The 26,174-nt window shown below is 42.0% G+C and carries 25 protein-coding genes and 1 other annotated feature; of the genes, 1 reads left to right on the top strand and 24 read right to left on the bottom strand.

Features of this window, described 5'->3' with window-relative positions; all coding sequences use genetic code 11:
* Positions 1-8: 8 nt before the first annotated feature.
* A complete protein-coding gene (locus P6709_RS00645; RefSeq protein WP_278238951.1) occupies positions 9-884 on the bottom strand; it encodes a YicC/YloC family endoribonuclease in 876 nt (291 codons plus the stop codon).
* A 134-nt stretch (positions 885-1,018) separates the two neighbouring features.
* On the opposite strand from P6709_RS00645, the gene P6709_RS00640 reads away from it, so the two are divergent.
* Positions 1,019-2,728, top strand: coding sequence for an Rqc2 family fibronectin-binding protein (locus tag P6709_RS00640; protein WP_278238950.1), 1,710 nt, complete (start codon positions 1,019-1,021; stop codon positions 2,726-2,728).
* A 189-nt stretch (positions 2,729-2,917) separates the two neighbouring features.
* Here the strand turns inward: P6709_RS00640 and pyrE are convergent, their stop codons facing one another.
* From pyrE to P6709_RS00525, 23 genes are all read right to left on the bottom strand, one after another.
* A complete protein-coding gene (gene pyrE, locus P6709_RS00635) occupies positions 2,918-3,526 on the bottom strand; it encodes an orotate phosphoribosyltransferase (protein WP_278238949.1) in 609 nt (202 codons plus the stop codon).
* Positions 3,507-4,232, bottom strand: a complete 726-nt coding sequence (pyrF, locus tag P6709_RS00630; protein ID WP_278238948.1) for an orotidine-5'-phosphate decarboxylase — start codon at positions 4,230-4,232, stop codon at positions 3,507-3,509. Before pyrF ends, pyrE begins: the two co-directional genes overlap by 20 nt.
* Positions 4,204-5,145: a dihydroorotate dehydrogenase gene (locus P6709_RS00625; protein WP_278238947.1), complete on the bottom strand. Its 942-nt coding sequence runs from the start codon at positions 5,143-5,145 to the stop codon at positions 4,204-4,206. Before P6709_RS00625 ends, pyrF begins: the two co-directional genes overlap by 29 nt.
* Positions 5,142-5,921 (bottom strand): dihydroorotate dehydrogenase electron transfer subunit, encoded by a 780-nt coding sequence (locus P6709_RS00620; RefSeq protein ID WP_278238946.1) that lies wholly within the window; start codon positions 5,919-5,921, stop codon positions 5,142-5,144. The genes P6709_RS00625 and P6709_RS00620 overlap by 4 nt, the downstream gene beginning before the upstream one ends.
* On the bottom strand, positions 5,918-9,121 hold the full coding sequence (gene carB / locus P6709_RS00615) for a carbamoyl-phosphate synthase large subunit (RefSeq protein ID WP_278238945.1): 3,204 nt from the start codon (positions 9,119-9,121) through the stop codon (positions 5,918-5,920). The genes P6709_RS00620 and carB overlap by 4 nt, the downstream gene beginning before the upstream one ends.
* The gene (locus P6709_RS00610) at positions 9,114-10,205 is read right to left on the bottom strand and encodes a carbamoyl phosphate synthase small subunit (protein ID WP_278238944.1); all 1,092 of its coding nucleotides are present in this window, start codon (positions 10,203-10,205) and stop codon (positions 9,114-9,116) included. The genes carB and P6709_RS00610 overlap by 8 nt, the downstream gene beginning before the upstream one ends.
* Positions 10,202-11,476, bottom strand: coding sequence for a dihydroorotase (locus P6709_RS00605; RefSeq protein ID WP_278238943.1), 1,275 nt, complete (start codon positions 11,474-11,476; stop codon positions 10,202-10,204). Before P6709_RS00605 ends, P6709_RS00610 begins: the two co-directional genes overlap by 4 nt.
* Positions 11,460-12,368, bottom strand: a complete 909-nt coding sequence (locus P6709_RS00600; RefSeq protein ID WP_278238942.1) for an aspartate carbamoyltransferase catalytic subunit — start codon at positions 12,366-12,368, stop codon at positions 11,460-11,462. The genes P6709_RS00605 and P6709_RS00600 overlap by 17 nt, the downstream gene beginning before the upstream one ends.
* Before the next feature lie 132 nt (positions 12,369-12,500).
* The gene (locus P6709_RS00595) at positions 12,501-13,826 is read right to left on the bottom strand and encodes a solute carrier family 23 protein (protein WP_278238941.1); all 1,326 of its coding nucleotides are present in this window, start codon (positions 13,824-13,826) and stop codon (positions 12,501-12,503) included.
* Positions 13,827-13,964: 138 nt separating this feature from the next.
* A complete protein-coding gene (gene pyrR, locus P6709_RS00590) occupies positions 13,965-14,504 on the bottom strand; it encodes a bifunctional pyr operon transcriptional regulator/uracil phosphoribosyltransferase PyrR (RefSeq protein WP_278239778.1) in 540 nt (179 codons plus the stop codon).
* 160 nt (positions 14,505-14,664) lie between these two features.
* A complete protein-coding gene (locus P6709_RS00585; protein ID WP_278238940.1) occupies positions 14,665-15,576 on the bottom strand; it encodes an RluA family pseudouridine synthase in 912 nt (303 codons plus the stop codon).
* A complete protein-coding gene (gene lspA / locus P6709_RS00580; protein ID WP_278238939.1) occupies positions 15,542-16,030 on the bottom strand; it encodes a signal peptidase II in 489 nt (162 codons plus the stop codon). Before lspA ends, P6709_RS00585 begins: the two co-directional genes overlap by 35 nt.
* Before the next feature lie 132 nt (positions 16,031-16,162).
* Complete coding sequence (gene ileS, locus P6709_RS00575) at positions 16,163-18,940, bottom strand: isoleucine--tRNA ligase (RefSeq protein ID WP_278238938.1); 2,778 nt, start codon at positions 18,938-18,940, stop codon at positions 16,163-16,165.
* A gap of 102 nt (positions 18,941-19,042) precedes the next feature.
* Positions 19,043-19,267, bottom strand: a binding site (T-box leader).
* A gap of 59 nt (positions 19,268-19,326) precedes the next feature.
* Entirely contained in the window at positions 19,327-19,845 is a 519-nt protein-coding gene (locus P6709_RS00570) for a DivIVA domain-containing protein (RefSeq protein WP_278238937.1), read from the bottom strand.
* Positions 19,846-19,967: 122 nt separating this feature from the next.
* On the bottom strand, positions 19,968-20,744 hold the full coding sequence (locus P6709_RS00565; RefSeq protein ID WP_278238936.1) for a YlmH family RNA-binding protein: 777 nt from the start codon (positions 20,742-20,744) through the stop codon (positions 19,968-19,970).
* A 61-nt stretch (positions 20,745-20,805) separates the two neighbouring features.
* Positions 20,806-21,075: a YggT family protein gene (locus P6709_RS00560; protein ID WP_278238935.1), complete on the bottom strand. Its 270-nt coding sequence runs from the start codon at positions 21,073-21,075 to the stop codon at positions 20,806-20,808.
* A gap of 34 nt (positions 21,076-21,109) precedes the next feature.
* On the bottom strand, positions 21,110-21,535 hold the full coding sequence (locus P6709_RS00555; protein ID WP_278238934.1) for a cell division protein SepF: 426 nt from the start codon (positions 21,533-21,535) through the stop codon (positions 21,110-21,112).
* Between the two features lie 15 nt (positions 21,536-21,550).
* On the bottom strand, positions 21,551-22,222 hold the full coding sequence (locus tag P6709_RS00550) for a YggS family pyridoxal phosphate-dependent enzyme (protein WP_278238933.1): 672 nt from the start codon (positions 22,220-22,222) through the stop codon (positions 21,551-21,553).
* A 3-nt stretch (positions 22,223-22,225) separates the two neighbouring features.
* Positions 22,226-23,035, bottom strand: a complete 810-nt coding sequence (gene pgeF / locus P6709_RS00545) for a peptidoglycan editing factor PgeF (protein WP_278239777.1) — start codon at positions 23,033-23,035, stop codon at positions 22,226-22,228.
* A gap of 77 nt (positions 23,036-23,112) precedes the next feature.
* Positions 23,113-23,370 carry a YlmC/YmxH family sporulation protein gene (locus P6709_RS00540; protein ID WP_278238932.1) on the bottom strand — a complete coding sequence of 86 codons (258 nt, stop codon included), beginning with the start codon at positions 23,368-23,370 and terminating at the stop codon, positions 23,113-23,115.
* A 65-nt stretch (positions 23,371-23,435) separates the two neighbouring features.
* Complete coding sequence (gene sigG / locus P6709_RS00535) at positions 23,436-24,212, bottom strand: RNA polymerase sporulation sigma factor SigG (protein WP_278238931.1); 777 nt, start codon at positions 24,210-24,212, stop codon at positions 23,436-23,438.
* A gap of 98 nt (positions 24,213-24,310) precedes the next feature.
* Entirely contained in the window at positions 24,311-25,045 is a 735-nt protein-coding gene (gene sigE / locus P6709_RS00530; protein WP_442905280.1) for an RNA polymerase sporulation sigma factor SigE, read from the bottom strand.
* A 3-nt stretch (positions 25,046-25,048) separates the two neighbouring features.
* A complete protein-coding gene (locus P6709_RS00525) occupies positions 25,049-25,924 on the bottom strand; it encodes a sigma-E processing peptidase SpoIIGA (protein WP_278238929.1) in 876 nt (291 codons plus the stop codon).
* Positions 25,925-26,174 lie beyond the last annotated feature (250 nt).

Raw genomic sequence — 26,174 nt, 5'->3', positions numbered from 1 at the left:
CAATCAGTTTATTCGATATTCTGTATTTGCTCTCTAATTTTTTCAAGTGAAGATTTCATTTCCACAACGAGGGAAACTAATGCCGCGTCATTTGCCTTAGAACCAATTGTATTAACTTCCCTGTTCATTTCCTGGGTGAGAAAATCAAGTTTTCTTCCAACGGCTCCGTCGAAAGACAGTGCATTTTGAAATTGATTCAGATGACTGGTAAGCCGGACAAATTCTTCTGTAACATCTGTTTTTTCTGCAAAAACAGCCACTTCTGTCAGCAGCCTGTTTTCATCAATCTGTCCATCTGCAAACTCTTTTATTCTTTTTTCGAGTCTGGTGTGGTATTTGGATACTATAGCCGGATTGAGGCCTGCAGCTTTATCCGTACACAATTTAAAAGAATGCAAATGATGAAGAATGTCTTTTTCAAGTTCTTTTCCTTCAGCAGTTCTCATAGATTGCAAAGAATCAAGAGCCTGTTTTAAAGCTGTTTCGACAACCGGCTCAACTTCATCACGGTTTATATGTGCTTCTTTTATTGATACAAGATCAGGATTTTCAAGAAAATAAGAGATCGGTACTTCCTGTCTAAGATTATACCGGTCTTTAAGCTGATTTGCATACTTAAAATAAGCATCTGCCAGATCCCAGTCAATGGACAATGACCGGTCCGCAGCACCCGAACCTGCAAGAGAGATAAATACATCCACTTTTCCCCTGTTAATCGTTTGACCAATTAAACGCTTGGCATATTCTTCAAGGTATACGTGCTCTCTAGGCACACGGATCGCGCATTCTAAATATCGATGATTGACAGATTTAATTTCTACCGTCACGCTGAGATCGTTAACCTTAGCTGTTCCGGTGCCAAATCCGGTCATACTGACTACCATAGGTCGATCTCACCTTCATTCTGTGTATTTTATCGAGTGATCGTCCATTCATCAGCCCATTATAGCACATTTTACACGTGAAACGTAAAAAAATGATAAGATGAAAAAAGAATGCTTTGAAATGAGGGAACACAATGTCATTTGACGGACTATTTACTAGAGCTATGACAAATGAATTAAAGGAAACGATCAGCGGAGGGCGAATAAGCAAAATTCACCAGCCGTTTAAAAATGAACTACTATTCGTGATACGTGCACAAGGAAAAAACCATAAACTGCTTATTTCAGCACATCCAACCTACTCAAGAGTTCAATTAACGAAAGAACAAAGCGATAACCCAAGTGAACCTCCTATGTTTTGCATGCTTTTAAGAAAGCATCTTGAAGGAGCGATTATCGAATCCATTTATCAAAAAGATATGGAGCGAATTCTTGTTCTTGAAGTAAAAGGACGAAATGAGATCGGAGACATCTCTTATAAGCAGCTGGTCATTGAAATTATGGGCAGACATTCAAACATTACACTCGTGGATAAAGAACGCTCTATGATTCTTGACAGCATTAAGCATCTTTCCCCTGCAGTAAACCGGGTAAGAACCATTATGCCGGGCTCTCCCTTTGAGTGGCCGCCTGAGCAGGACAAACTTGACCCATTTAAAGCAGACAAAGATCAGTTAATCAAAAGCATTGACTGGAACGCAGGAAAGCTGGATGGGCAGCTCGTCCGGATCTTTGCAGGACTGTCACCGCTGTTTGCAAAAGAAGTAGTCGCGCGTGCCGGCCTTTCAACAAAAGAAGCCATATGGGATGCTTTTGCTGATTTAATAAATAAACTTCAAAATCATCTGTATGAACCGTCCTTCATGCAAAATAAAGATAAGGATTTTTACTATCTTTTTCCACTTCAACAATACCCTGAAGCGAAGAAAACTTCTTTTCAATCCTTAAGTGAAATGCTTGACCGGTATTACTTCGGCAAAGCAGAACGTGACCGGGTCAAACAACAGGGCCACGATCTGGAACGGTTTATCCGTAATGAAAAAGACAAAAACACTGCTAAGATCAAAAAGCTTGAAAAAACGCTTCAACAGGCTTCAAAAGGCGATCAGTTTCAATTGCAGGGAGAACTTTTAACCGCCAATCTTTTTGCTGTGAAAAAAGGAATGAAAGAAATCACTGTACAAAACTATTACAGTGAAAATAACGAAGAAATTGTGATTCCTCTTGACCCTAGAAAAACGCCTTCAGAAAATGCACAACGTTTTTTTACCAAATATCAAAAAGCGAAAAATGCTTTAATTATTGTAGAAGAGCAAATTAATAAAGCAGAGCAGGAAGTTCATTACTTTGATCAACTGCTTCAGCAGCTTGAAGCTGCTTCAACGTCTGATATTGAAGAAATCCGCGAGGAATTAAGTGAAGAAGGCTACTTAAAAGCCAAACATAAAAAGAAGAAAACAAAACCGGCTAAACCAAAGCTCGAAGAATATTCTTCCTCTGAAGGATTACTCATCCTTGTCGGGAAAAATAATAAACAAAATGACTTTTTAACAAATCGTGCCGCAGCAAGGGATGATGTTTGGTTTCATACAAAAGATATACCAGGGTCCCACGTAGTCATTAAAGATCCCAATCCATCGAAAGAATCCATCATTGAAGCAGCAAGCATCGCAGCTTATTTCAGTAAAGCAAGATCCTCAAGCTCCGTGCCGGTGGACTTTACGAAAATCAGGCATGTAAAAAAGCCAAGCGGTGCAAAACCAGGTTATGTGATCTATGATCATCAGGAGACCGTTTTTGTCACCCCTACAGAAGAACTGATCTTGAAGTTAAAGAAAAATTGATTCAGTAAAAACCAAAACATAATTATTTTAAAAAAGCATGGGACAAAAGTGTCTCATGCTCTTTAATCGGTTCACTGTACTTTATTGGCACATGGCCGAGATGGGGATCAGGCTTTCAGGCCCTGCCCGTGAAAGGCTTGAGCATCTGTCATTTCTGCAGGAGCCCCTGCTTCCACTCATGATATATTATTAAACAGTTGACTGCCATGCAGTTAAATACTCAAGATCCTCTTTTTTTACATATCCGAGTTCTGCTGCTTTTTTTATCAGCGTTTCATAGTCCGTCAATGATTGCTGTCGGATACCCGCCTCTTTAAACGCATGTTTTCCTTTTGAAAGACCGTATGTAAAAATGGATGCAACCCCAAGCACCTCACATCCAGCCTCCTGTAATGCGAGTGCTGCTTCCAGACTGCTTCCGCCAGTTGATATTAAATCCTCAATGATGACAACTTTCTGCCCTTTGGTGACAAGCCCTTCTATCTGATTGCCTTTTCCATGTTTTTTGGCAGAGGAGCGGACATAGCACATCGGAAGATCGAGCAAATCACTGACCCATGCGGCATGCGGTATTCCTGCTGTTGCTGTTCCTGCTATGACTTCTGCTTCTGCATAATGATTTTTAATCAGCTCCGCCAATCCGCTGGCGATCTCTTTTCGGACTGAAGGGTATGACATTGTCAGCCGGTTATCGCAGTAAATAGGCGACTGAATTCCAGATGACCATGTGAAAGGTTTTTCAGGTCTTAAGAATACAGCTTCAATCCTAAGCAGACTTTCAGCTATTTGATTTTTCATAGAAAGCTCCCTCCCATTCATTTTTAACTGAATAATACGCCCGTACCGGATCGCTGCTTTGGGTAATCGAGCGTCCTACAACGATGGCACTTGAACCTTTTTCAAACGCTGTTTTTGGAGTGGCGGTTCTTACCTGATCATGTGCGTGGTCACCCTGCATCCGGATCCCTGGCGTAACTCTTAAGAATTGGCTTCCTGTTTTTGCTTTAATCAAACCTGCCTCTTGAGCAGAACATACTACTCCATCCAATCCGCTGATTCGGGCAAGATCAGCATAGTGCAGGACAGATTCTTCGAGCGTCAGCGCACTTTTTTGCTCGTTCTCAACCATTTGAGGGGAAGCGGAGGTAAGCTGCGTAACGGCAATCAGCTTTGGGCGATTCCCATGTGAGGATCCAGCCGTTAATCCTTCAAGCGCCTCTTCCATCATTTTTCTTCCGCCGGCAGCGTGTACATTGATCATGTCGATCCCTAGTGATGAAAGGCCCTGCATTGCTTTTCTTACAGTTGTTGGTATATCGTAAAGCTTTAAATCAAGAAAAATTTTATGATTTCTTTTATTTAGTAAATCAAAGACTGCAGGCCCATTTTGTAAATAAAGCTCCATGCCCACTTTTACGTATAAAGGTTCATTAAATAAGGATAAAAACTGATCAACTTCCCCCATTCCAGGAAAATCAAGAGCGATGATAGGCTGCTTCTCCAATATCCTTCCAGCTCCTTCCTCTTAAATCGTGGATATGTTCAATCTCCCATTCCTCAAGAATGTTATTGAGATTCTTAATGATTTCCGGGCAGACAAGAGGATCCACAAAGTTCGCAGTGCCTACAGCTACAGCACTAGCTCCTGCAGATATAAAATCTATGACATCCATTTCATCTGAAACTCCCCCCATTGCTATGATTGGAAGAGTTGTTTTCTGACTTACTTCATAAACCATTCTAAGGGCAACTGGTTTTATAGCAGGTCCGGAAAGTCCCCCGGTTTTATTTGCAATCACGGGTTTTCCGGTGCGGCTGTCGAGTCTCATTCCAAGGAGTGTATTAATCATGGAAAGTCCATCGGCGCCGCCTTCTTCCACTGCATATGCCATTTCTGTAATGCTGCTGACGTTTGGAGATAGTTTTATATAAACCGGGACAGAGGAAACCCTCTTTACCTTTTCTGTCAGTTCTCTTGCTGTGTCTGGATGTGTTCCAAATGCAATCCCGCCTTCTTTAACATTCGGACATGAGATATTGATTTCAAGAGCATGAACATTCGGAGCTTTTGAGATGGCTTCTGCCACTTGCTCATAATCTTCAATTGTTGATCCGGCTACGTTTGCGATCACAGGTACATCATATTGTTCGAGCCATTTTAATTCATGCTGTAAAACATGGTCAAGACCGGGGTTTTGCAATCCGATCGCGTTTAACATCCCAGAGGATGTCTCTGCTACCCTAGGGGTCGGATTGCCAAAGCGTACTTCTCTCGTCGTAGCTTTTACCATAATCGCGCCAAGAAGGCTGAGGTCATAAAATTGACTGTATTCTTTTCCAAAACCGAAGCACCCGGAAGCGGGCATGACCGGATTTTTCAATGTTAAACCTGGAAGTTCAACTTGAAGCCTGCTCATATTACTACCTCCCCGCTTTTGAATACAGGACCGTCACTGCAAACTTTTTTGTACTTAAGTCCGCTTTCATCCCCTGCAACATGGCATACACAGGCCAGACAGGCACCGATTCCGCATCCCATCCGCTGCTCCATGGAAATAAACCCGTTAATCGTTTCATATTTCGATTCTACTGCTTTTAGCATAGGCGAGGGTCCGCATGTAAAATAAGCATCCGGCTGAATAGACAGCTGCTCAGCCACATCCGTTACAAACCCCTTAACACCATGTGTTCCATCTGCAGTAGCGATATGAGTTTCACCAAGTTTTTCAAACTCATTTTTGTAAAACATGTCACTTTCTGTTTGAAAGCCAAGAATATGAGTCACGTGAACACCTTTGTGAACCAGTCGTTTGGACAGTTCATAAAGCGGGGGAACCCCTATTCCGCCTCCAATTAACAGCGCTTGTTCCCCTTCTTTCAGATAATCGTCAGGAAAGCCGTTGCCTAACGGTCCAAGCACATGGACAACTGCTCCCGGTGCCCGTTCCGATAAAACTTTGGTGCCGTTCCCGGAAACTCTGTAGAGCATAGTAAATTGGTTCATTTCCTGATTAATCGAACAAATGCTTATTGGACGTCTTAATAAAGGATCGTTCCCGGACGTGACCTTAAGATGGACAAACTGTCCTGGAGAAGTCATTTTTTTTGTTAACTCACCCTCAAGAACAAGCTCAAATATATTCGCTGCTATTTCCTGATGAGAGACAATTTTCATATTTTCCTGGCCAATCATACTTTCACCATCTCTTTTTTGGGAGCACCCATTGGATCCATGATAAAATTCATGGATTCAAACACTTTCAGCATGGCTTCTGCTGTATCCAGAGAAGTCAGGCACGGGATGCTGTTCTCCACAGACTCTCTTCGAATACGGAATCCGTCTCTTGCCGGCTGTTTCCCTTTTGTTAAAGTATTTATAACCAGTTGAATCTCCCCGGTTTGTATGAAATCCAAAAGGGTTTTTTCTCCCTGACCAATTTTATTTACGATTTCATAAGGAATTTTAAGCTCGTCGAAAATAGCAGCGGTTCCTTCTGTGGCCAGAATTTTATAGCCCAGTGCATGAAAACGGCCAGCAAGATTTGCTGCTTCCTGCTTATCTTTATCTGCTACGGTCAACAGGACAGAACCATGGTTTTTCATACTCATTCCAGCTGCGACTAACCCTTTATATAAAGCTTTTTCCAGCGTAGCGTCTTTTCCCATTACCTCTCCGGTTGATTTCATCTCAGGCCCGAGTGTAATATCGACTCTTCTCAGTTTGGCAAAGGAGAATACCGGTACCTTTACAAATACTCCGGGTCCCGGCTGAACCAAACCTGTGCCATACCCAAGCGAAGGAAGTGCAGCTCCAAGGATTGCTTTAGTCGCCAGATTCGCCATCGGAATGCCTGTGATCTTACTTAGAAACGGAACCGTTCTGCTTGATCTCGGATTAACTTCAAGTACATAGATTTCCCCTTTTGAAATCACATACTGGATATTGATCAGCCCTTTAATATTCAGACCTTTAGCCAGCTTTTCCGTGTAGTCTGCAAGCTGATGGATTTGATGATCTGAAAGGGACTGCGGAGGATAGACCGCAATGGAGTCGCCTGAATGAACTCCTGCCCGTTCAATATGTTCCATGATGCCTGGAATTAAAACATGTTCTCCGTCAGATATTGCATCTACTTCAATTTCTTTGCCTGTAAGGTAGCGGTCGATTAACACAGGATGCTCCCGGCTGGCTTTCACTGCGCTGGTCATATATTGCTGCAGTTCTTCTTTGTGATACACAATTTCCATCGCTCTGCCTCCAAGAACATAAGAGGGTCTTACCAGCACGGGATAGCCGATTGATTCTGCAATAATCAATGCCTGTTCAGCAGAGGCAGCTGTTTTTCCTTCCGGCTGTGGTATGCCTAGTTTTGTTAATGTTTCTTCAAATTTATCTCTGCTTTCCGCTCTGTCAAGGTCCTCAAGACTCGTTCCAAGTATTTTCACCCCGCGTTTGACAAGACCTTCGGCAAGATTTATGGCAGTTTGTCCTCCGAATTGAACCACTACTCCATCAGGCTGTTCCAGGTCGACAATATGCATCACATCTTCAAGAGTTAGCGGTTCAAAATACAGCTTATCGGAGATGGAAAAATCAGTTGAGACTGTTTCCGGATTATTATTAATTATAATCGCTTCATACCCGGCTTCTTTAATAGCCCACACTGAGTGGACGGTTGCGTAATCAAATTCAACTCCCTGACCAATTCTGATTGGTCCGGAGCCAAGAACGATCACTTTTCTGCGATTACTTACAACGGACTCATTTTCTTCTTCATAGGTTCCGTAGAAGTAAGGGGTTTCCGACTCAAATTCAGCAGCACATGTGTCTACCATTTTATAAACAGGGATAATATTTTTCTCTTTTCTTCTGTCATAGACATCCTGCTCGGAGCAGCCCCACAAAGCAGCGATTGTTTTATCAGAAAAGCCCATCCGCTTGGCTTTCCATAAAACTTCATCTGTCTGGCTGTCCGTGATCACTTCTTCAAACTGTATGATATTTTGCATTTTATTGAGGAAATAAAGATCGATTTTACTCCAATCATGGATGGTTTCGACTGAAACGCCTCTTCTTAATGCTTCACCTACGTAAAAAAGTCTTTCATCTCCTGCTTTTCGTATCCTTCTTTCAATCCACTCATCTGTTAAAGCATCACCCTGGTCAAGCTCTAAATGATACACGTCATTTTCAAGGGAACGGACTGCTTTTAACAGCGACTCTTCTATGGTTCGCCCTATCGCCATGATTTCGCCTGTGGCTTTCATTTGAGTCCCCAGATTTCGTTTGGCAGATTCAAATTTATCAAAAGGCCATCTAGGAATTTTTGTTACAACATAGTCAAGAGCAGGCTCAAAGCATGCATATGAAGTTCCTGTTACCGGGTTCAGCATTTCATCCAGTGAGAGCCCAACGGCAATTTTAGCTGCGAGTTTAGCAATCGGATAACCGGTCGCTTTTGAAGCCAGTGCCGACGAACGGCTGACTCTCGGATTTACTTCGATAATATAATACTGGTAGCTGTCAGGATCGATGGCTAATTGGACATTACAGCCGCCCTCAATCCCAAGCTCTCTGATGATCTTTAAGGAACAGTTTCTAAGCATTTGATATTCCCGGTCACTTAATGTCTGCGAGGGTGCTACCACTATAGAATCCCCTGTATGGATGCCTACAGGATCTATATTTTCCATATTGCACACCACAATGGCATGGTCATTGGCATCTCTCATTACCTCGTATTCTATTTCTTTGAAACCGGCAATGCTTTTTTCAAGCAGACATTGAGTAACAGGGCTGTACTTTAATCCCGATGAAACAATTTCCTTCAATTCACTTTCATTGTGACAGATACCGCCTCCTGTACCTCCAAGTGTAAATGCAGGACGGACAATGACAGGGTAGCCGATTCTTTCCACAAATAATTTTGCTTCTTCAAATGTATGAATAATATCGCTTTCGGGAACCGGTTCACCCAGTTCATTCATTAAGGTTCTGAAAAGATCGCGGTCTTCAGCCTGCTGAATCGCTGACAGCTTAGTCCCTAATATCTCCACATTATTTTCTTCCAGGACACCTGACTGGGATAATTCAACTGCCAGGTTTAATGCGGTTTGACCTCCCAATGTAGGAAGAAGCGCATCCGGTCGTTCTTTTCGGATGATTTGACTGATAAATTCCACAGTGAGCGGCTCCATATAAACTTTATCTGCAATTTCTGTATCTGTCATAATAGTAGCAGGATTCGAGTTTACTAAAATGACTCTGTATCCTTCTTCCCGCAGCGCCAGACAGGCTTGAGTACCTGCATAATCAAATTCTGCCGCCTGTCCGATAATAATAGGGCCTGAGCCGATAACCAGAATGGTTTTAATGTCTGTTCGTTTAGGCATGAATGGCTTCCTCCTCCGTAAACTGTTCCATCATCGTCATAAATTGATCAAATAATTCGTTTGCATCATCAGGTCCTGGTGAGGCTTCAGGATGATACTGCACGGAAAATGCAGGTGCTGTTTTATGCTGCAGCCCCTCTACCGTTCCATCGTTTAATGCGGTATGAGTAATTTCTAGAAAAGTGCCGTGAAGTGATGCCGGATCCACTGTATACCCATGATTTTGAGCTGTTATATGAACCGTGTTCGTGTGAAGGTTTTTTACCGGGTGATTCGAGCCTCGATGACCGAACTTCAGTTTAAATGTATCTCCTCCGCAGGCAAGCGCGAATAACTGATGGCCAAGGCAGATCCCAAACACCGGCACTTTCCCAAGCAGATCGCGAACCATCTCGATGGATTCCGGGACATCTTTTGGATCGCCGGGTCCATTTGACAGCATGACGCCATCCGGGTGAAGCGACAAAATTTTATTGACTGAAGTATTGTAAGGTACGACGATGACGTCGCAATCCCGCCGGTTCAGTTCTCGTAAAATCCCGTGCTTCATACCGAAATCAACCAGCACGACTCTTTTTCCTCTACCTGGACTCGGGTACGGGCTGGGAGTCGATACTTTTTTTACCTGATCTCTTGGAAGCACCGTTTCCCGCAGATTTGTTATGACTTCATCCACGTCCACTTCCATAGAAGTTAATTTCCCTTTTAAAGTTCCGTGCTTTCTGATTAAACGAGTCAGCTTTCTAGTATCAATTCCTGAAAGCCCCGGGATGTTCTTTTCAATCAATAACTCATCAATGGTTGATTCACTGCGAAAGTTGGAAGGTAGATCAGTTGCTTCACGAACGATTAAAGCTTTGATTGAAGGCTGAATGGACTCAAAATCATCCCGGTTGATCCCGTAATTTCCGATTAACGGGTAGGTTAGCGTCACCATTTGTCCGCAGTATGAAGGATCAGATAAAATTTCCTGATAGCCTGTCATTCCCGTGTTAAAAACGACTTCTCCAACTGTCTCCTCTGCGCTTCCAAACCCTTCTCCTGTAAAGATCGTGCCATCTTCCAAAATTAATTGCCTTTTCATTGTGCATTCTCCTCCCAGACGATCCGGCCGCCAACGATCGTCGTCACTGGCCATCCTATTGTTTTTAATCCATTGAAAGGTGTATTTTTCCCCTTAGACAAAAATTCATTTGAATCAATTACTTTTTCCATTTCCAAGTCAATCAGCACCAGATCGGCATCATTCCCTGTCTCTATTTTTCCAGATGGAAGATTAAATGTCTGAGCCGGTTTAATTGTCAGCCAATCCACGAGCTGAGCAAGCGTCCATCTCTCCGTTTTTACAAAGCGGGTGTGCAGCAGTGTAAAAGCCGTTTCAAGACCTACAATGCCAAATGGGGCAAGCTGCATGCCTTCCGCTTTTTCCTCCATCGAATGAGGGGCATGGTCAGTTGCAATGAAATCAATTGTTCCGTCTTCCAATCCTTCTAAAAGGGCTTTTTGATCTTCCATGGAGCGCAGCGGCGGATTCATTTTAAACATTGCATCCTGCTCTGTAATATCCTGCTCATTTAACAGCAGATGATGAGGAGTCACTTCTGCTGTAACTCGAATCCCGGCATTTTTCGCATCGCGAATGACTCTGACCGATTCTTTTGTGGATACATGACAGACGTGGTAATGGCAGCCCGCTGCTTCTGCTAGAAGTACATCCCGTGCAATTTGAACAGATTCACATACAGATGGTATCCCTGGAAGGCCCAGCGCTCTGGATCTTTCTCCTTCATGCATGCAGCCTCCGTGAATAAGTGTATTTTCTTCACAGTGGGCAACAATGGCTTTATTTACTGATGCAGCTTTTTTCATCGCCTCAAGCATCATGTCTGCATTTTGCACCCCCACGCCATCATCCGTAAAAGCGAACACACCAAGGTCAGCCAGCGCACTCATATCTACTAATTCTTTTCCGGTCTGACGTTCTGTTATCGAAGCATAGGGCAGCACTTTCACCACTGCTGATTCTTGAATTCGTTGAAATAAATCCTCTACAAGCTCCACCCGGTCCGGTACAGGACGTGTATTTGGCATCGAACAGATCGTTGTAAATCCTCCGCGTGATGCAGATTGTGTGCCTGTTTGAATCGTTTCTTTATGCTCACCGCCTGGTTCTCTTAAATGAACATGTACATCTACAAAGCCTGGAGCTAAAAACAACCCCTTTGCATCCATGACGTCCTCCCCCATTTCAGACAGAACGGTTTGAATATCACGGATCTTTCCGTTTTTAATCCTTACATCCACGGTTTCCTTCAGGTTTTCTTCTATGTAGACATTTTTAATTAACAAATTCATGTTTTAGTTCCTCCCTTTTTTGTAATACAAATTGAAGCATCGCCATTCGGACAAATACACCATTTGTCATTTGCTTAAAGATTCTTGACCGCTCGCATTCAACTATCTCGTCCGCTATTTCGACTCCTCTATTCACGGGTGCAGGATGCATAATAATGCTTTTTGCTGGCATTCTCTTTACTCTTTCGTCTGTTAATCCATATAAAGCATGGTACTCATCCTTTTCAAAAGACACACCGAACGTATGTCTTTCATGCTGCACTCTTAACATCATCAAAACATCACTTGTCTCCACTGCCTGATCAAAATCGATATAATTTCCCGCTCCCAGAAGCTCTTCATCCATCCATTCCTTCGGTCCTGAAAACTGGACAATGGCTCCAAGCCTTCGCAATGCTGAGGCGTTGGACCTTGCCACTCTGCTGTGCCTAATATCGCCCACAATGGTAACGGCAAGTCCCTCGAATGAAGAAAATTCCTGCTGAATGGTCATCAAATCGAGCAGACACTGAGAAGGATGATGACCCATTCCGTCGCCGCCGTTTATAATGGAGAGCTTAACCCTGCCTTCCAGCTGATCAAAATACCTGTCTTCTCCATGGCGGATCACTGCGACATCTACCCCAATGGCTTCGAGTGTTTTTACCGTATCGTAAAGTGATTCTCCTTTTTGAATGGAGGCGGTTTGAGCATCAAAAGATAGAACATCGAGACCCAGTTTTTTTTGTGCCATTTCAAAGCTGCTTTTCGTTCTAGTACTGTTTTCAAAAAATAAGTTCGCTGCATAACAGGGAGCCGTTATTTTTGTAATGGAATGCTGATAATTCTCTGCATGACGCAAGATCTGAAGAATTTCTTCATTGGTTAAATCGTCCATTGTTAAAATATGCATGGTTTCTTCCTCCTCATTAAAAAACACCTTCTGAGAGAAGCCTCAAAAGGTGTTAAAAGATAGACTGAGCCTCATGGCTGCAGCTTATCTTCCCTTTTGAAAGCCTCTCTGGACTTTAATTAAAAAGGTTACTTATGCAATTTCTTTTTCTTCATTAAAAAGCGTTTCTTCTTCTTTCTTGCGGCCGGGAAGAACCAGGTTTAACAAAATGCCGACGATCGCGGCAAGTGCCATGCCGGGAAGAGTGAAGGTCGGGGTGAACTCAAGGAATGCCCCTCCGACTCCAATAATCATGATTACGGATGCTATGATTAGATTTCTTTTATATGAAAAATCCACTTTCGCTTCTATCAGCATTCTCAGACCGCTTGAAGCAATTATACCGAACAACAGGATCGATACGCCTCCCATTACAGCGGTCGGGATCGAGCTGATGAGAGCAGATATTTTCCCCACAAATCCAAAGGAAATCGCAAGTACTGCCGCTCCTCCTATAACAAAAACACTGTACACTCGGGTTATTGCAAGTACTCCAATGTTTTCACCATACGTTGTATTGGGAGGTCCTCCTATCAATGAAGCAATAATCGTTGCCACCCCATCTCCAAGAATGGAGCGATGGAGACCAGGCTTCTCCAAAAAATTTCTTCCGACAACTTTACTGACAACCATTTGATGGCCAGTGTGTTCGGACAGGGTAACGACTGCGATCGGTACCATCAAGGCAAGAGCACCAAGAGAAAAGTTTGGAGTATAATCCACAAATGGCATTAAAAAGTCCGGCATCGCAAACCATTTTGCATCAAGTACGGGCTGGAAATCGACCAGACCTGCAAACAGCCCCGCAATATATCCGCCTGTAATACCGATTAAAATCGGAATCAGTCCAAAGAATTTTTTAAAATAGATGGAACCGATGATCGTAATAGCCAGGGTGATCAAGGCAACTGTGATGTGCCTAATGCTATAAACAAAATCAAGCGGATTTTGAGCAAGCGGATTTTCATACATTGCCATGTTTACCGCTGTTCCGGCAAGACCAAGTCCAATTACGATTATGACTGGTCCCACCACTACCGGAGGCAGGATCCTGGTCAGCCAGTTAATGCCGAATTTATAAATAAGAAGTGAAACAAGTCCATAGGCAAGCCCGGCGAAAAATGCGCCAAACATTGCAGCCTGAGGGCCTCCCAGTTCTGTTGCCGCTATAATAGGTGCAATAAAAGCAAAGGATGATCCAAGATAAGCAGGAATCTGCCCTTTTGTAATTAACAAATAGGCAAGTGTTCCAAGTCCGCTCGATATTAGTGCCACTCCCGGACTCAGCCCGACCAGCATCGGCACCAGCACCGTTGCTCCGAACATCGCGAATAAATGCTGAAGACTTAATGTCAACCACTGGTTTGCTTTAGGTACTTCCTGAACATCCAATACCGGTTTCTTAGTTTCTGCTGCCATCGTTTGCGCCTCCTTATATACAAAAGCCCTCTTCGTTCCAGAGGGATGCAAAGAGGGCATGCAGCGAGGTCTTTCGTGGTCTTTCATTCGCTTACAGTTCCTTTGTCAGCCTCTCTGGACTGCTATTAAAAGGGATATTTATTTGTGAATAGATACTAAATCTTTTTTATCTACTTCGATCAATTCCACTTTAATCTGTTCTTCACTTGATGTAGGAATATTTTTCCCTACAAAATCTGCCCGTATGGGAAGCTCCCGATGTCCCCGGTCTATTAGGACAGCCAGTTGAATTTGTTTCGGTCTACCCTGATCCATTATAGCGTCCAGTGCTGCTCGTACTGTCCTTCCTGTATACAGTACGTCATCAATGACAATAACTTTTTTATCGTCAATCGCTTCAGCCAGATCTACTTCATTCACGACCGGTTCACCGTTTTCATGCTTAGCTTCCAAATCATCCCGGTACATGGTGATGTCCAGCTCACCTACAGGAACATTTACACCTTCGATTGCTTCAATGCGTTCTTTTAACCGGTTCGCTAGGTAAATGCCTCTTGTTTTAATCCCAACCAGTACACACTGCTCCACACCTTTATTCCGTTCAATAATTTCATGAGCAATTCTTGTAAGTGCTCTTTTCATCATTTGGTCGTCCATTACTGTGTTTTGCTGGCCCATTTTCTGCCCCTCTCTCATATAAAAACCCTCTCAGTCAGCAGACTGAGAGGGCATAGGTGCACCAAAAAAGCGCAGCAAGTTCCTTCTCAGCCTCTCTGGACTGATTTAAAGGGTCCGTTCAATTAAGTTGTTTACATTGTATAGCCGAAATCGAATTTTGTCAACGGTCGTTTCGAAGCTGTGTTAAAAGCTCTTCAAAATCTTCAGGAAGCGGAGCTTTAAATTCAATGTATTCTTCCGTTCTTGGGTGAATAAAACCAAGCACTCCGGCATGAAGGGCCTGTCCACCTATATCAAGTGTTTTTCTTGGTCCATATTTTGGATCTCCCGCTAATGGAAAACCTATATACTTCATATGAACTCTAATCTGGTGTGTTCTGCCTGTTTCAAGTTCACATTCCACAAAAGAAAATTCTTTAAAGCGGTCAAGCACCCGAAAATGAGTGACTGCGTTTTTTCCATTGTTAACAATCGCCATACTTTGACGGTCTTTTTGATCTCTTCCGACAGGAGCATCTATCGTACCGTATTCATGTGGAATTAAGCCGTGAACAATGGCACGGTATTTACGGGTCACCGTTTTATCCACCAGCTGCTGAACAAGTTTTTCATGTGCCATATCATTTTTTGCAACCATCAGCAAACCTGAAGTATCCTTATCAATCCGGTGAACAATACCCGGGCGCAGAACTCCATTAATGCCTGAAAGATCCTTGCAGTGAGCCATCAGACCATTGACGAGGGTGCCTCTTAAATGACCTGGTGCAGGATGAACCACCATCCCTTTTGGTTTGTTTACAACCAGGACATCCTCATCTTCATAATAAATTTCCAGATTCATTTCTTCTGCTTCTACATCCAGCGGCTCGGGATCGGGAATTTGAATGTCAATTTCATCCCCTAAAGCACTTTTGTAATTTGGTTTTGAGACAGAACCGTTAACGGTTACGATTCCATCCTTTATCCATTGCTGCACCTGTGAACGGGACCAGTCTTCTTTAAGACCCGCTATAACCATATCGAGTCTGCTGCCTTTTTCATTTTCCTGTATGATGTGTTGAATGCTTTCCATTCTTTTTCCTCTTTTCCTGCACTTCTTCCAAAATCATTTGAACAAATAACAGCACCACTCCTAAAGTAAGAGCAGCATCAGCAATATTAAAAATGAAATTAAAGAATGTAAATTGAATAAAGTCCACGACTTCCTGTCTGGTGATCCGGTCTATAAAATTCCCAATTGCTCCTCCTAGCAGAATCATCAGGCTCAAGCTGAACAAGTGGTTTCCTTTTGCATGACGGTAGTAATAAAAAAGGATACCGAAAATGACCAGAATAGTAACAATATAAAACAGCCACATTTGGCCTTCAAGCATGCCCCATGCAGCTCCTGTATTCCGATGGGAAGTAATGTAAAATACGTTATCGATTACACTAATCGATTCTCCCAGCTCCATGTTTCGAACGACTAAATATTTTGTCAGCTGGTCAAAAACGATAATAAAAAGAGCAATTAAATAATAGATCACAGGTCTACCTCCGAAGTTATGATGCCATACCTTATCGTATTGTAGCATAATTTGTATGGATAAACATCAAACCTTTAACAAAGGGCAAAGAAAAACCCGGGAAAGTATTTAATATTTTCCCGGGTTCTCTTATTATTCAGCTGTCAAATGAGAATAGTTTTCCTTAACGACCTGTGCACATCTTGGACACAGACCTGGATGATCCGAATCTTTTCCAACCTCAGGAGAGATGATCCAGCACCTTTCGCATGTTTCACCCTCAGCTTTTGCAACCAGTACCGCGTGGCCGTCAAATTGAACCGCTTCAGCAGGCGCATCAGCCTCTCCTTCTTTAATAGTCAAATTCGATACGATAAAGAGCTGCTTTAGGTCTTCATTGATCGAAGCTAAGAGAGAATTCGTTTGTTCTCCCGTGTAAATTGTAATTTCTGCAGCCAGAGATTTCCCAATTGTTTTTGCGTTTCTGGCTTCTTCAAGTGCTTTTAGCACATCATCACGCAAATCTAAAAAGGCTTCCCATTTTGCTGTAAGTTCCTTATCCTTTTCGTACTTTTTCACCTCAGGCATGTCTGTCAGCTGAACACTTTCTTCTTGAACGCCCGGGATAAATGCCCATACTTCGTCAGCAGTATGAGAAAGAATAGGTGAAATCAGTTTAGTCAGAGAAGTCAGTGTCTCATACATAACTGTCTGCATGGCTCTTCTCGTATGATCATTTTTTGCTTCAATGTACAATATGTCCTTCCCAAAATCCATATAGAAGGAGCTCAGTTCAAATGTACAGAAATTGCTCACAGTAGAATAGACGTCAGCAAATTCGTAATGATCATAAGCTGTTTTTACGTTGCCGATTACCTGGTTTAGGCGGACCATCATAAATTGATCTACTTCCCGGAGCTCATTAAATGGAACAGAATGCTTTTCGGGATGGAAGTCCGAAAGATTCGCCAGTAAAAAGCGCAGTGTATTGCGTATTTTTCTGTATACTTCAGCTACCTGCTTTAAAATCGGATCAGAAACCCGTACATCTGCCTGATAGTCTACTGAAGCTACCCACAAACGGAGAATATCCGCACCAAGCTGATTGATTACCTTAGAAGGTACGACGACATTGCCAAGAGATTTACTCATTTTCCGGCCGTTTCCATCAAGCGCAAACCCGTGGCTCAGCACGCCTTTATAAGGAGCTTTTCCGGTAACAGCCACTCCTGTGGTCAGGGATGAGTTGAACCAGCCCCGGTATTGATCTGATCCTTCCAAATAGAGATCAGCCGGACGCTGCAGGTCCTCTCTTGCTTCAAGAACAGATTGATGGGATGAGCCGCTGTCAAACCAGACATCCATAATATCCTGTTCTTTTGTAAAGCGCCCATTAGGACTACCCTCGTGTTTAAAGCCTTCAGGCAGCAATTCCTTGGCGTCTTTTTCAAACCAGATATTTGAACCGTGTTCTTCAAACAGCGCAGAAACGTGGTCGATCGTTTCTTCTGTTATAATTTCCTGGCCATTTTCAGCATAAAACACCGGGATTGGAACTCCCCAGGCACGCTGACGCGAAATACACCAGTCACCCCGGTCCCGCACCATGTTGAATAATCGGGTTTCGCCCCAAACCGGTACCCACTTTGTATCCCGCACCGCCTGCATCAGTTCGTCCCTGAATTTGTCAATCGAGGCAAACCATTGTGCTGTAGCCCGGAAAATAATCGGTTTTTTTGTGCGCCAGTCATGAGGATAGCTGTGCGTGAAGAACTCCAGCTTCAGCAGAGCCCCTGCTTCTTCTAACTTCTCAGTAATCGATTTATTGGCCTTATCGTAGAAAAGACCTTCAAAACCAGGCGCTTCAGCAGTGAAAACTCCGCGGTCATCAACCGGACAAAGTACGTCCAGATTATACTTTTTGCCTACCTGGAAATCATCTTCACCGTGGCCAGGTGCTGTATGAACGCAGCCTGTTCCTGCATCAGTCGTAACATGTTCACCCAGTACGACTAAAGAAGACCGGTCATAAAGAGGATGCTGTGCTTTAATATGTTCAAGCTCCGCTCCTTTGACTTCTTTAACGATTTTTGGAGAAGTCCATTCCATAGTTTCGGTCACTTTTCCGAGAAGTTCTTTAGCTACTACATACCTGCTGCCCTGTTCTTCAACTACCACGTAATCGAGTTCAGGATGAAGAGCGATCGCTAAATTAGCAGGAATTGTCCAAGGTGTCGTGGTCCAAATAACAAATTTAACTCCCTCATCAAGAATGCCCTTTCCGTCTGTTACATCAAAGCTGACATAAATGGATGCTGAACGTTTATCCTGGTATTCAATTTCTGCTTCTGCCAGAGCAGACTCACTTGAAGGAGACCAGTAAACCGGTTTTTTACCCTTGTAAATATATCCTTTCTTCGCCATTTCACCAAAAACTTTTATCTGCTGTGCTTCGTATTTAGGTTCAAGAGTAATATATGGGTGATCCCAGTCGCCGCGAACGCCAATTCGTTTAAACTGCTCCCGCTGGCTGTTCACTTGGCTGTATGCGTATTCTGCACATTTTTCTCTGAACTGGGCAACCGTCATCTCTTTTCTTTTTACGCCTTTATTTGTCAGTGCCTGTTCAATTGGCAAACCATGTGTATCCCAGCCTGGCACATAAGGAGCCTGATAGCCATTCATTGATTTAAAGCGGACAATAAAATCCTTCAGCACCTTATTTAATGCGTGCCCCATGTGAAGGTCTCCATTTGCGTAAGGGGGACCATCATGAAGAACAAATAAAGGTCTTCCTTCTGTACGTTTTTGAACTTGATCATAAATATTCATGTCTTCCCATTTTTGTTGAATTTCCGGTTCGCGGTTAGGCAGGTTGCCCCGCATTGGAAACTCAGTTTTAGGCATTAATAAAGTATTTTTGTATTCCATTGTGTACCTCCCAGAATCTTTTCTATTACAAAGAGTATATTTTTGAGTCATTATCTTAAATTAAGCAGGCTTAAAGCGAAAAAAAGCCCTCCTGTCCCTATAAAAAGGGACGAGAGAGCATTGCTTCACGCGGTACCACCCTTATAGAAAAAAAGACTTTTTCCACTCAAAGGAGCCTGTAACGGAGGCCAGCCGCTGCTGCTTACTTCATTTCAGCATCAGAACTCAAGGATGATGTTCTCCGGCAATTCTTCATCAGGCTTTCACCGTCCCCGACTCGCTGCAAAAAGTGTATCTGCCAGATACTGTTCCCATCAACGTTTATTTCTGCATTTTCATTGTTGAATGTACAAAATATTATATTTTAGTCCAGGTTGTTTCGTCAACTAGTAGTCGTTTTCATTCTCTGGCTGAAGACTTTTTAAATCCGTTGTGTCCAGATCATATTCCATCAGATCATCCCAGTCCCCGTTTGTAATTAATTCAAGCTGAGCTTCAATCAGCATTTTAAAGCGGGTGCGGAATACTTTTGACTGCTTTTTCAGTTCTTCAATCTCAATGGCAATCTTCCGTGCTTTTGTTAATGAATCATTGACGATCCGGTCGGCATTTTTTTCTGCTTCTTTGACAATCAGCTTTGATTCTTTAAGGGAATTGCGTCTTACTTCCTCTGCTGCTTCCTGTGCAACCACAATAGACTTATTTAGCGTTTCCTCGATTGTAGTAAAATGACCCAAGCGCTCACTGTTGTTTGACAGCTTTTCTTCAAGCTCTTTTTTCTCCCGAAGCAATATTTCATAGTCCTTAATAATCTGGTCCAGAAATTCATTTACTTCATCTTCATCATACCCTCGAAATCCGCGATTAAATTCTTTATTATGTATATCCAATGGTGATAGCGGCATACTGGCACCTCCAACCTCTCTTATGCTTTTCATTTCTATTATACTGATGATTACCTATTTTGTGGGCAATTCTCTGTAATTCACATCATTTTTTTTCTAAATTCGTCAATAAGACGTAAAGATTAACTGCCCATTGAAAAAATGGTCAGACGCCACTTATCTTTTTTTGTTTTCCCTTCAATTTCACCAATCCTCAGCCTTCCATACCCTCTGACGGAAATAATATCCCCTTGAGCACATTCAAAAGACGGCTGTTCTTCCTCCTTAAAATTCACTTTAATTTTACCTGCCTGAATCAATAGCTGGGCTTTCTGCCTGGATAATGCAAGCGCTCCTGCAAGTACTGCATCCAGTCTAAGGGAGCTTAAAGTAGCAAACCGCTCTTTCCATTGTTCATTTGAAGGTGTGTACTTTTCCCACTCGACCTCATTTACCAATACAGAATGCCTCCCAATATGGGTGAGATTCAGTGAAAAAAATGAGGCAAACTCTTTTGCAGCAACTAGATAGATTTTTTCATCCCTAATAATGATATCTCCGAATTTTTCTCTTTTAATCCCAAGGCCCATTAAAGAACCCAGCACATGTTTATGTTCCACAGATATAAATTTCGAAGGGTAGCTGATTTCAAGAAGCTGCAAATCATAATCTTTAAAATCAGGATCCATATAGTCAGGGTAAATTAATGCCCTTTTTCTTTCCGCCCCTTCTCCGCCTTCAAAAGAAGCTTTCACTTCCCCTGCTGTCCCAATTAAAGACTGCATAATAAATACCTGACGGGGGTCCAGAAAATCTGTGAGCTTTGGGGCGTATGATTGCTCCACCTGATCTTTCCAGCTTAACACACGATCTATAAAGCCCTGTTCTTCTTTTCGAAAATGCTGATATACTGATGTCATATTCTTTCACCTCTCAAGAGAAAATGCCTCTATCCACTAAGGATAAAGGCAAAATTTTATATTACGAAATCATGGTCGATAATGTTTGAAGTCCATTTCTGGCAAAATTCAGTACAAGAATGGCCACAAGCGGTGAAATATCAATCATTCCAAGTGGAGGGATAATCTTTCTGAATGGTTCAAGATATGGCTCACAAATCCTCGCTAAAGTTTGACCAAAACTGCTTTCTTTGGCATTAGGAAACCATGAAAGTAAAATATATATAATCAATGCGTAGCTGTAAAACGTCATGAGAATACCGATAATATCGAAAATTGTATCTACTAGCATTTGTTCTGAACCACCTATCTATCCTTGTTAAGGATTATTCTTCCTGAATAAAATCTGTAATATTTCCACTCACTTCGATATTGTCCGGAGTGACAAGAAAAATATCTGTACCTACACGCTGAATGTCTCCCCCGATAGCGTAAACGGTGCCGCTTAGAAAGTCGACAATCCGCTTTGCCTGGTCTTTATTAATACGCTGCAGATTTACCACAACTGCTCTGTGACTTTTCAGATGATCTGCTATATCCTGAGCTTCAGCATACATTCTCGGTTCAAGTAAAACCATTTTAGAGGACTTTTGAATGCTTTGCAAGCTGACCACATTTTGTTTATTAGGTGTCAGCTTTTTGTTTGTACGCATCGCTTCCGGTTCCTCTTTTGGTTCTTCTGTATATTCTTCTATATATTCTTCTTCGTCATCTACGAAAAAAAAGTTTTTAAATTTAGATTTCATTCCCATGGCATTATACCTCCTTTATTCACCTACGAGTGCCGTTCCGATCCGTATAAAAGTTGAACCTTCTTCAATAGCAATTTCATAATCATTGGACATACCCATAGAAAGTTCTTTACATGGAGCATTAGGCATTTGCCGTGTATGTATTTGGTTTTGAATTTGAGCTAAATCATGAAAACATTTCCTTATGATTTCTTCATCCTTTGTGTTAGGAGCCATAGTCATTAAACCTTCAATAACTATTTTATCATATTTCGACAGCTGTTCGATAAAATCTAATACTTTTTCAGGTTCAATACCATGTTTTTGTCCTTCGCCTGACACATTTACCTGAATAAAACAACGCACCTTTTTTTCTGCCCGCTTTTGAATTTCCTTTGCAAGGGATATTCTGTCAAGAGAATGAAGATAGTCTATTTTATTAATAACATCCTTCACTTTTCTCGACTGAAGAGAACCAATAAAATGCCACGTTGCTTTCCCTTGAAGATATTCCTGTTTCTCAAGTAATCCTTCAAGTCTGTTTTCGCCAAGGTGACGATATCCGGCTTGTACTGCTTCTATAGCCCTTTCATTTGAAACGTATTTTGTAACAGCCACTACCTGTATTTGTTCAGCTGAACGTCCTGAGCGTTCAGCTGCCTGCTTAATCTTTGCTTCAATCGTTTGTGCCTTTTCTGCTACATCCATTCGTTATTCCCTCCACCCTAAAACCGCTGACATCCTTCCAGTTTTCCCATGATCTCTTCGATGTGAAAAAAACAACTCTTTTTCACACGAGGTACAGCTTGAAGACAGCGAAATTTGATCTTCTTTTATTCCTGCATCCAGCAGCAGCTGTTTATTAAGCTGCTTTAAATCCAGGTTGTATTTCCCATTTACCTTCCTGGTCAGACTGCTGTGTTCTGCCCTGTTTAAACAAAACTGAACCTGGTTTGCTACTGCATCATTGACTTCATAGCAGCATTTTCCGATGGATGGCCCAATGTATATTTGAATTCGAGCTGGATCCACCTTGTTTTCAATGGCCTGCTGAATCATTTTTCCTGCTATATTTTGAACGGTCCCTTTCCATCCTGCATGAGCAACTCCGATAAATTTTGAATCGGGTTCTGCAAAATAGAGAGGAACACAATCAGCAAAACAAAGTGATAAAAATAAATTAGTTTCAAACGTCCATAACCCGTCAGTGCCGGGAATGGCATTAAAGTAATTTGTTGTACCTCTGCCTTTATGTTTGCTATGCACTTTTTTGATAATGGACCCATGGACCTGTTCTGCACATACCCAGTTTTCAATTGGCGCGCGGGCATGCATTCCTAATTTGTTCCTGTTTTGAATCACTTGGCTTTCGTCATCCTGTACATGCATTCCGGTGTTTAAGGAGGCGAATTCTTTTTCACTGAACCCGCCGTTTTTCGTTGAAAAGACAGCCGTCAGTCCGGGTAATTGCTCTTTCCATTTTTTTATAGACAAAAATGTTTCTGAACGTTCCCTGATCATTGTCACTTGAGGTCCCACCCATATATTTTTTTAAAGTGTATCACATCCCTTGCGATTATGGATAATGAAACTTAAGCTCAAATTGTATCGATGGTATCCTGGAGAATTTGTCCTCTTACTAAAATGACGTCATTGCCGATTTTTACTAAGTCCTTCCATGGGATCGTCACTTCTCCGCCTTTGCTGAACCAGCCCTTCCAATTGCCGTTGCCCTGAATAATAATCGCTTCGATCATCCCTGTTTTTACATTGATATCAATATCTGAAATGGGGCCGAGTCTTTTTCCATCAGAAACAGACACAACATCTTTTTGCTGCAATTCCGATATTCTCATGTAAAACGCCTCCTCTATGCACCTATTTTATGCAAAAAAAAGAGAGGAGAACACTTATCTCCCCTCTAATGCACATATCTATTCATTTGTTTAATGGCGCCTTTTTCTAATCTGGAAACCTGAGCCTGTGAAATGCCGATTTCATCTGCAACTTCCATCTGAGTTTTTCCATAAAAGAATCGGTTTTGAATAATCATTTTTTCTCTGTCATTTAAATGGTGCATGCCTTCTTTTATTGAAAGATCTTCCACCCATTGTTCATCGCTCGTACGGTCATCTTTCACCTGATCGAGAACATAAATGGGATCACCGCCATCCTGGTAGATCGGTTCAAACAGTGAAACCGGGTCCTGAATGGCATCCAGTGCAAACAGGATATCTTCTTTAGGCATTTCAATCCGTGCTGCTATTTCCTCAATCGTTGGTTCTTTAGAGGTTTCGCTGATTAATTGCTCTTTTGCCTGAAGGGACTTATAGGCAATATCCCTCAGCGACCGCGATACTCGAATTGGATTGTTGTCCCTTAGGTATCTCCTGATCTCCCCGATAATCATCGGTACTGCATAAGTTGAAAATCGTACATTTTGTCCCAGATCGAAGTTATCAATAGACTTCAACAGTCCGATGCAGCCTACCTGAAATAAATCATCAGGGTTTTCATTTCTATGAGAAAATCGCTGAATGACACTCAGGACCAGCCGCATATTCCCATACACTAATTTTTCTCTCGCATATTCATTGCCGCTTTGTAAATCTGTAAAAATCTTTCTCATTTCTTCATTTTTATAAATCGGTAATGTTGAGGTATCGACTCCACAAATTAATACTTTATTGCGTGCCATGTTTTTTCCTCCAGTCGGGAGTATGGGTTCTCGTTCAGTATTTCCCCCGGAGAAAAAAATATTCGGTTTTAAAATTACCTGTATTTGGAGGGTATAAATCAGACCATTTTGCTTACTTCTTTTTGCAAACGGCGAATAATTCTTTTTTCAAGCCTTGAAATATATGATTGCGATATTCCCATTAAATCTGCTACATCTTTTTGTGTGTGTTCCTGCTGTCCGTTCAGTCCAAATCTGCATTCAATAATAAATGTTTCTCTCTCATCAAGGATATTCAATGCCTGTTTAAGAAGAACGCGGTCCATTCTTGACTCGATATCTTTTACAATCAGGTCATTATCTGTTCCTAAAACATCGGAAAGCAAAAGCTCATTTCCGTCCCAATCTGTATTCAGTGGTTCATCAAACGATACCTCAGAACGCAATTTATTCGTTCTTCTTAAATACATCAGGATCTCATTTTCAATACATCTTGAAGCATAAGTTGCCAGCTTTATTTTTTTCTCTAAATCAAAGGTGTTTATGGCTTTAATTAACCCAATGGTGCCTATACTGATTAAATCTTCAATATTGATTCCCGTATTTTCAAATTTTCTTGCGATATATACGACAAGCCTGAGATTTCGTTCAATTAATGTCGATCGTGCTGCTTCATCCCCCTGAGAAAGCTTTAATAGGACGACTGCCTCTTCTTCTCTGTCTAACGGGGAAGGCAGTGCTTCACTTCCCCCAATATAAAATATATCTTTTACTTTAACGCCCAGTTTATTTGACGTTTCAATCAGCCATAGTTGAACCGTTCTCTTTGCTTGGATAAGTATCATTTTCTTCACTCCCTATATTTGGTGACAAGGCAAGAGCTGCAGAGGATTTAAAAGACAATTGCATTTTTCTTCAAATAGGAGAGATTGATTGGTAAAGACAACCGGCACGTTCGTTAATGAAAATTCTTTGCCATTAACAGAACAAGCTACGCGATCGCATAAAATCCCTGTCATCATCTGACTGCTTGAATGTACCGTTCTGGCTGGAATAAGACGGACTTTTTTCTGCCAGTTTTCAGGCCAGTTCACAAATTGATTGCCAGTGAGGGAATGAGCAATAAAATCAGGTAAAAGTTCTGAAGCAACTTTTAAATCCGCAAACACAACAGGTGATTTAGTAAAAGGGTCAATCACATGATTTCCACTGTCCAGAAATCCAAATCCACTCCAGGCTTGTCCGTTCACCTCAATTTCCACTTTATACGTAAAGCTTTCCTGGATCCGGTTCATCTGTAAGGAGGCTACGACTTTATTCATGCTAACCATTGCTGCTATAAGAATAAGGGAAAGAAGAATAAATTGAGAGATGGACTGATGAGATATAAATACTGACAAAGACTGATTCAGCACCCTCTCTGCAGCATACATAAGACCTCCAGCTAAAGTTGAACATCCCCATAAAATCAGACATGCTCTAAACACATGAGCCATTCCGTTGAGGCGAAACGATACAGCTGCCATCACCGGAGTAAAGAAAAGCAAAAATAAAAGTTCATATACATGGGGTAAGTGAAGCAGCATGATGACGATCTGACAAATGGTGCTAAGAGAAGTGACGAATAAAAAGCGTCTCCATCTTGGGGGTTGATTCAGCAGTCGTCCTGCCATCCAAATTACACAAAAGTCCACCCAGGAATTTAACGCCCACAGCGCTTCAACATGAAGCATCTATGGTGTCCCCCCTTTCTTTGAACCAAAGTATAGCGCTTCTAAAAAGAGAAAATTGTCAAAATTGATAATGGAAAGGAATAAATATTTCTTTAAAAACCCTCAAAAAAAGACCTATTATTCCAACTCACTATCAGGTTGGGGGAAATAAGTTCCTTCTCCTATAAACTCAAAAGGTAAAGCCCCCGGATTTATCAACAGTAAATTGCCTATTGTACCTGTTTTCTGCTGGCTGATTTCACGTTTAAAA

Source organism: Jeotgalibacillus sp. ET6 (assembly GCF_029667115.1).
Taxonomy (GTDB): Bacteria; Bacillota; Bacilli; order Bacillales; family Jeotgalibacillaceae; genus Jeotgalibacillus.
The sequence above is the reverse complement of the archived record's forward strand: the minus strand, read 5'-3'. Positions and strand labels throughout refer to the sequence as shown.

Bases quoted from the DNA above. Each gene is read 5' to 3' on its own strand.
- P6709_RS00645 (WP_278238951.1), bottom strand. From the start codon at position 884: ATGGTAGTCAGTATGACCGGATTTGGCACCGGAACAGCTAAGGTTAAC.
- P6709_RS00640 (WP_278238950.1), top strand. From the start codon at position 1,019: ATGTCATTTGACGGACTATTTACTAGAGCTATGACAAATGAATTAAAG.
- pyrE (WP_278238949.1), bottom strand. From the start codon at position 3,526: ATGAAAAATCAAATAGCTGAAAGTCTGCTTAGGATTGAAGCTGTATTC.
- P6709_RS00625 (WP_278238947.1), bottom strand. From the start codon at position 5,145: ATGAGCAGGCTTCAAGTTGAACTTCCAGGTTTAACATTGAAAAATCCG.
- P6709_RS00620 (WP_278238946.1), bottom strand. From the start codon at position 5,921: ATGATTGGCCAGGAAAATATGAAAATTGTCTCTCATCAGGAAATAGCA.
- carB (WP_278238945.1), bottom strand. From the start codon at position 9,121: ATGCCTAAACGAACAGACATTAAAACCATTCTGGTTATCGGCTCAGGC.
- P6709_RS00610 (WP_278238944.1), bottom strand. From the start codon at position 10,205: ATGAAAAGGCAATTAATTTTGGAAGATGGCACGATCTTTACAGGAGAA.
- P6709_RS00605 (WP_278238943.1), bottom strand. From the start codon at position 11,476: ATGAATTTGTTAATTAAAAATGTCTACATAGAAGAAAACCTGAAGGAA.
- P6709_RS00600 (WP_278238942.1), bottom strand. From the start codon at position 12,368: ATGCATATTTTAACAATGGACGATTTAACCAATGAAGAAATTCTTCAG.
- P6709_RS00595 (WP_278238941.1), bottom strand. From the start codon at position 13,826: ATGGCAGCAGAAACTAAGAAACCGGTATTGGATGTTCAGGAAGTACCT.
- pyrR (WP_278239778.1), bottom strand. From the start codon at position 14,504: ATGGGCCAGCAAAACACAGTAATGGACGACCAAATGATGAAAAGAGCA.
- P6709_RS00585 (WP_278238940.1), bottom strand. From the start codon at position 15,576: ATGGAAAGCATTCAACACATCATACAGGAAAATGAAAAAGGCAGCAGA.
- ileS (WP_278238938.1), bottom strand. From the start codon at position 18,940: ATGGAATACAAAAATACTTTATTAATGCCTAAAACTGAGTTTCCAATG.
- P6709_RS00570 (WP_278238937.1), bottom strand. From the start codon at position 19,845: ATGCCGCTATCACCATTGGATATACATAATAAAGAATTTAATCGCGGA.
- P6709_RS00565 (WP_278238936.1), bottom strand. From the start codon at position 20,744: ATGACATCAGTATATCAGCATTTTCGAAAAGAAGAACAGGGCTTTATA.
- P6709_RS00560 (WP_278238935.1), bottom strand. From the start codon at position 21,075: ATGCTAGTAGATACAATTTTCGATATTATCGGTATTCTCATGACGTTT.
- P6709_RS00555 (WP_278238934.1), bottom strand. From the start codon at position 21,535: ATGGGAATGAAATCTAAATTTAAAAACTTTTTTTTCGTAGATGACGAA.
- P6709_RS00550 (WP_278238933.1), bottom strand. From the start codon at position 22,222: ATGGATGTAGCAGAAAAGGCACAAACGATTGAAGCAAAGATTAAGCAG.
- pgeF (WP_278239777.1), bottom strand. From the start codon at position 23,035: ATGATCAGGGAACGTTCAGAAACATTTTTGTCTATAAAAAAATGGAAA.
- P6709_RS00540 (WP_278238932.1), bottom strand. From the start codon at position 23,370: ATGAGAATATCGGAATTGCAGCAAAAAGATGTTGTGTCTGTTTCTGAT.
- sigG (WP_278238931.1), bottom strand. From the start codon at position 24,212: ATGGCACGCAATAAAGTATTAATTTGTGGAGTCGATACCTCAACATTA.
- P6709_RS00525 (WP_278238929.1), bottom strand. From the start codon at position 25,924: ATGCTTCATGTTGAAGCGCTGTGGGCGTTAAATTCCTGGGTGGACTTT.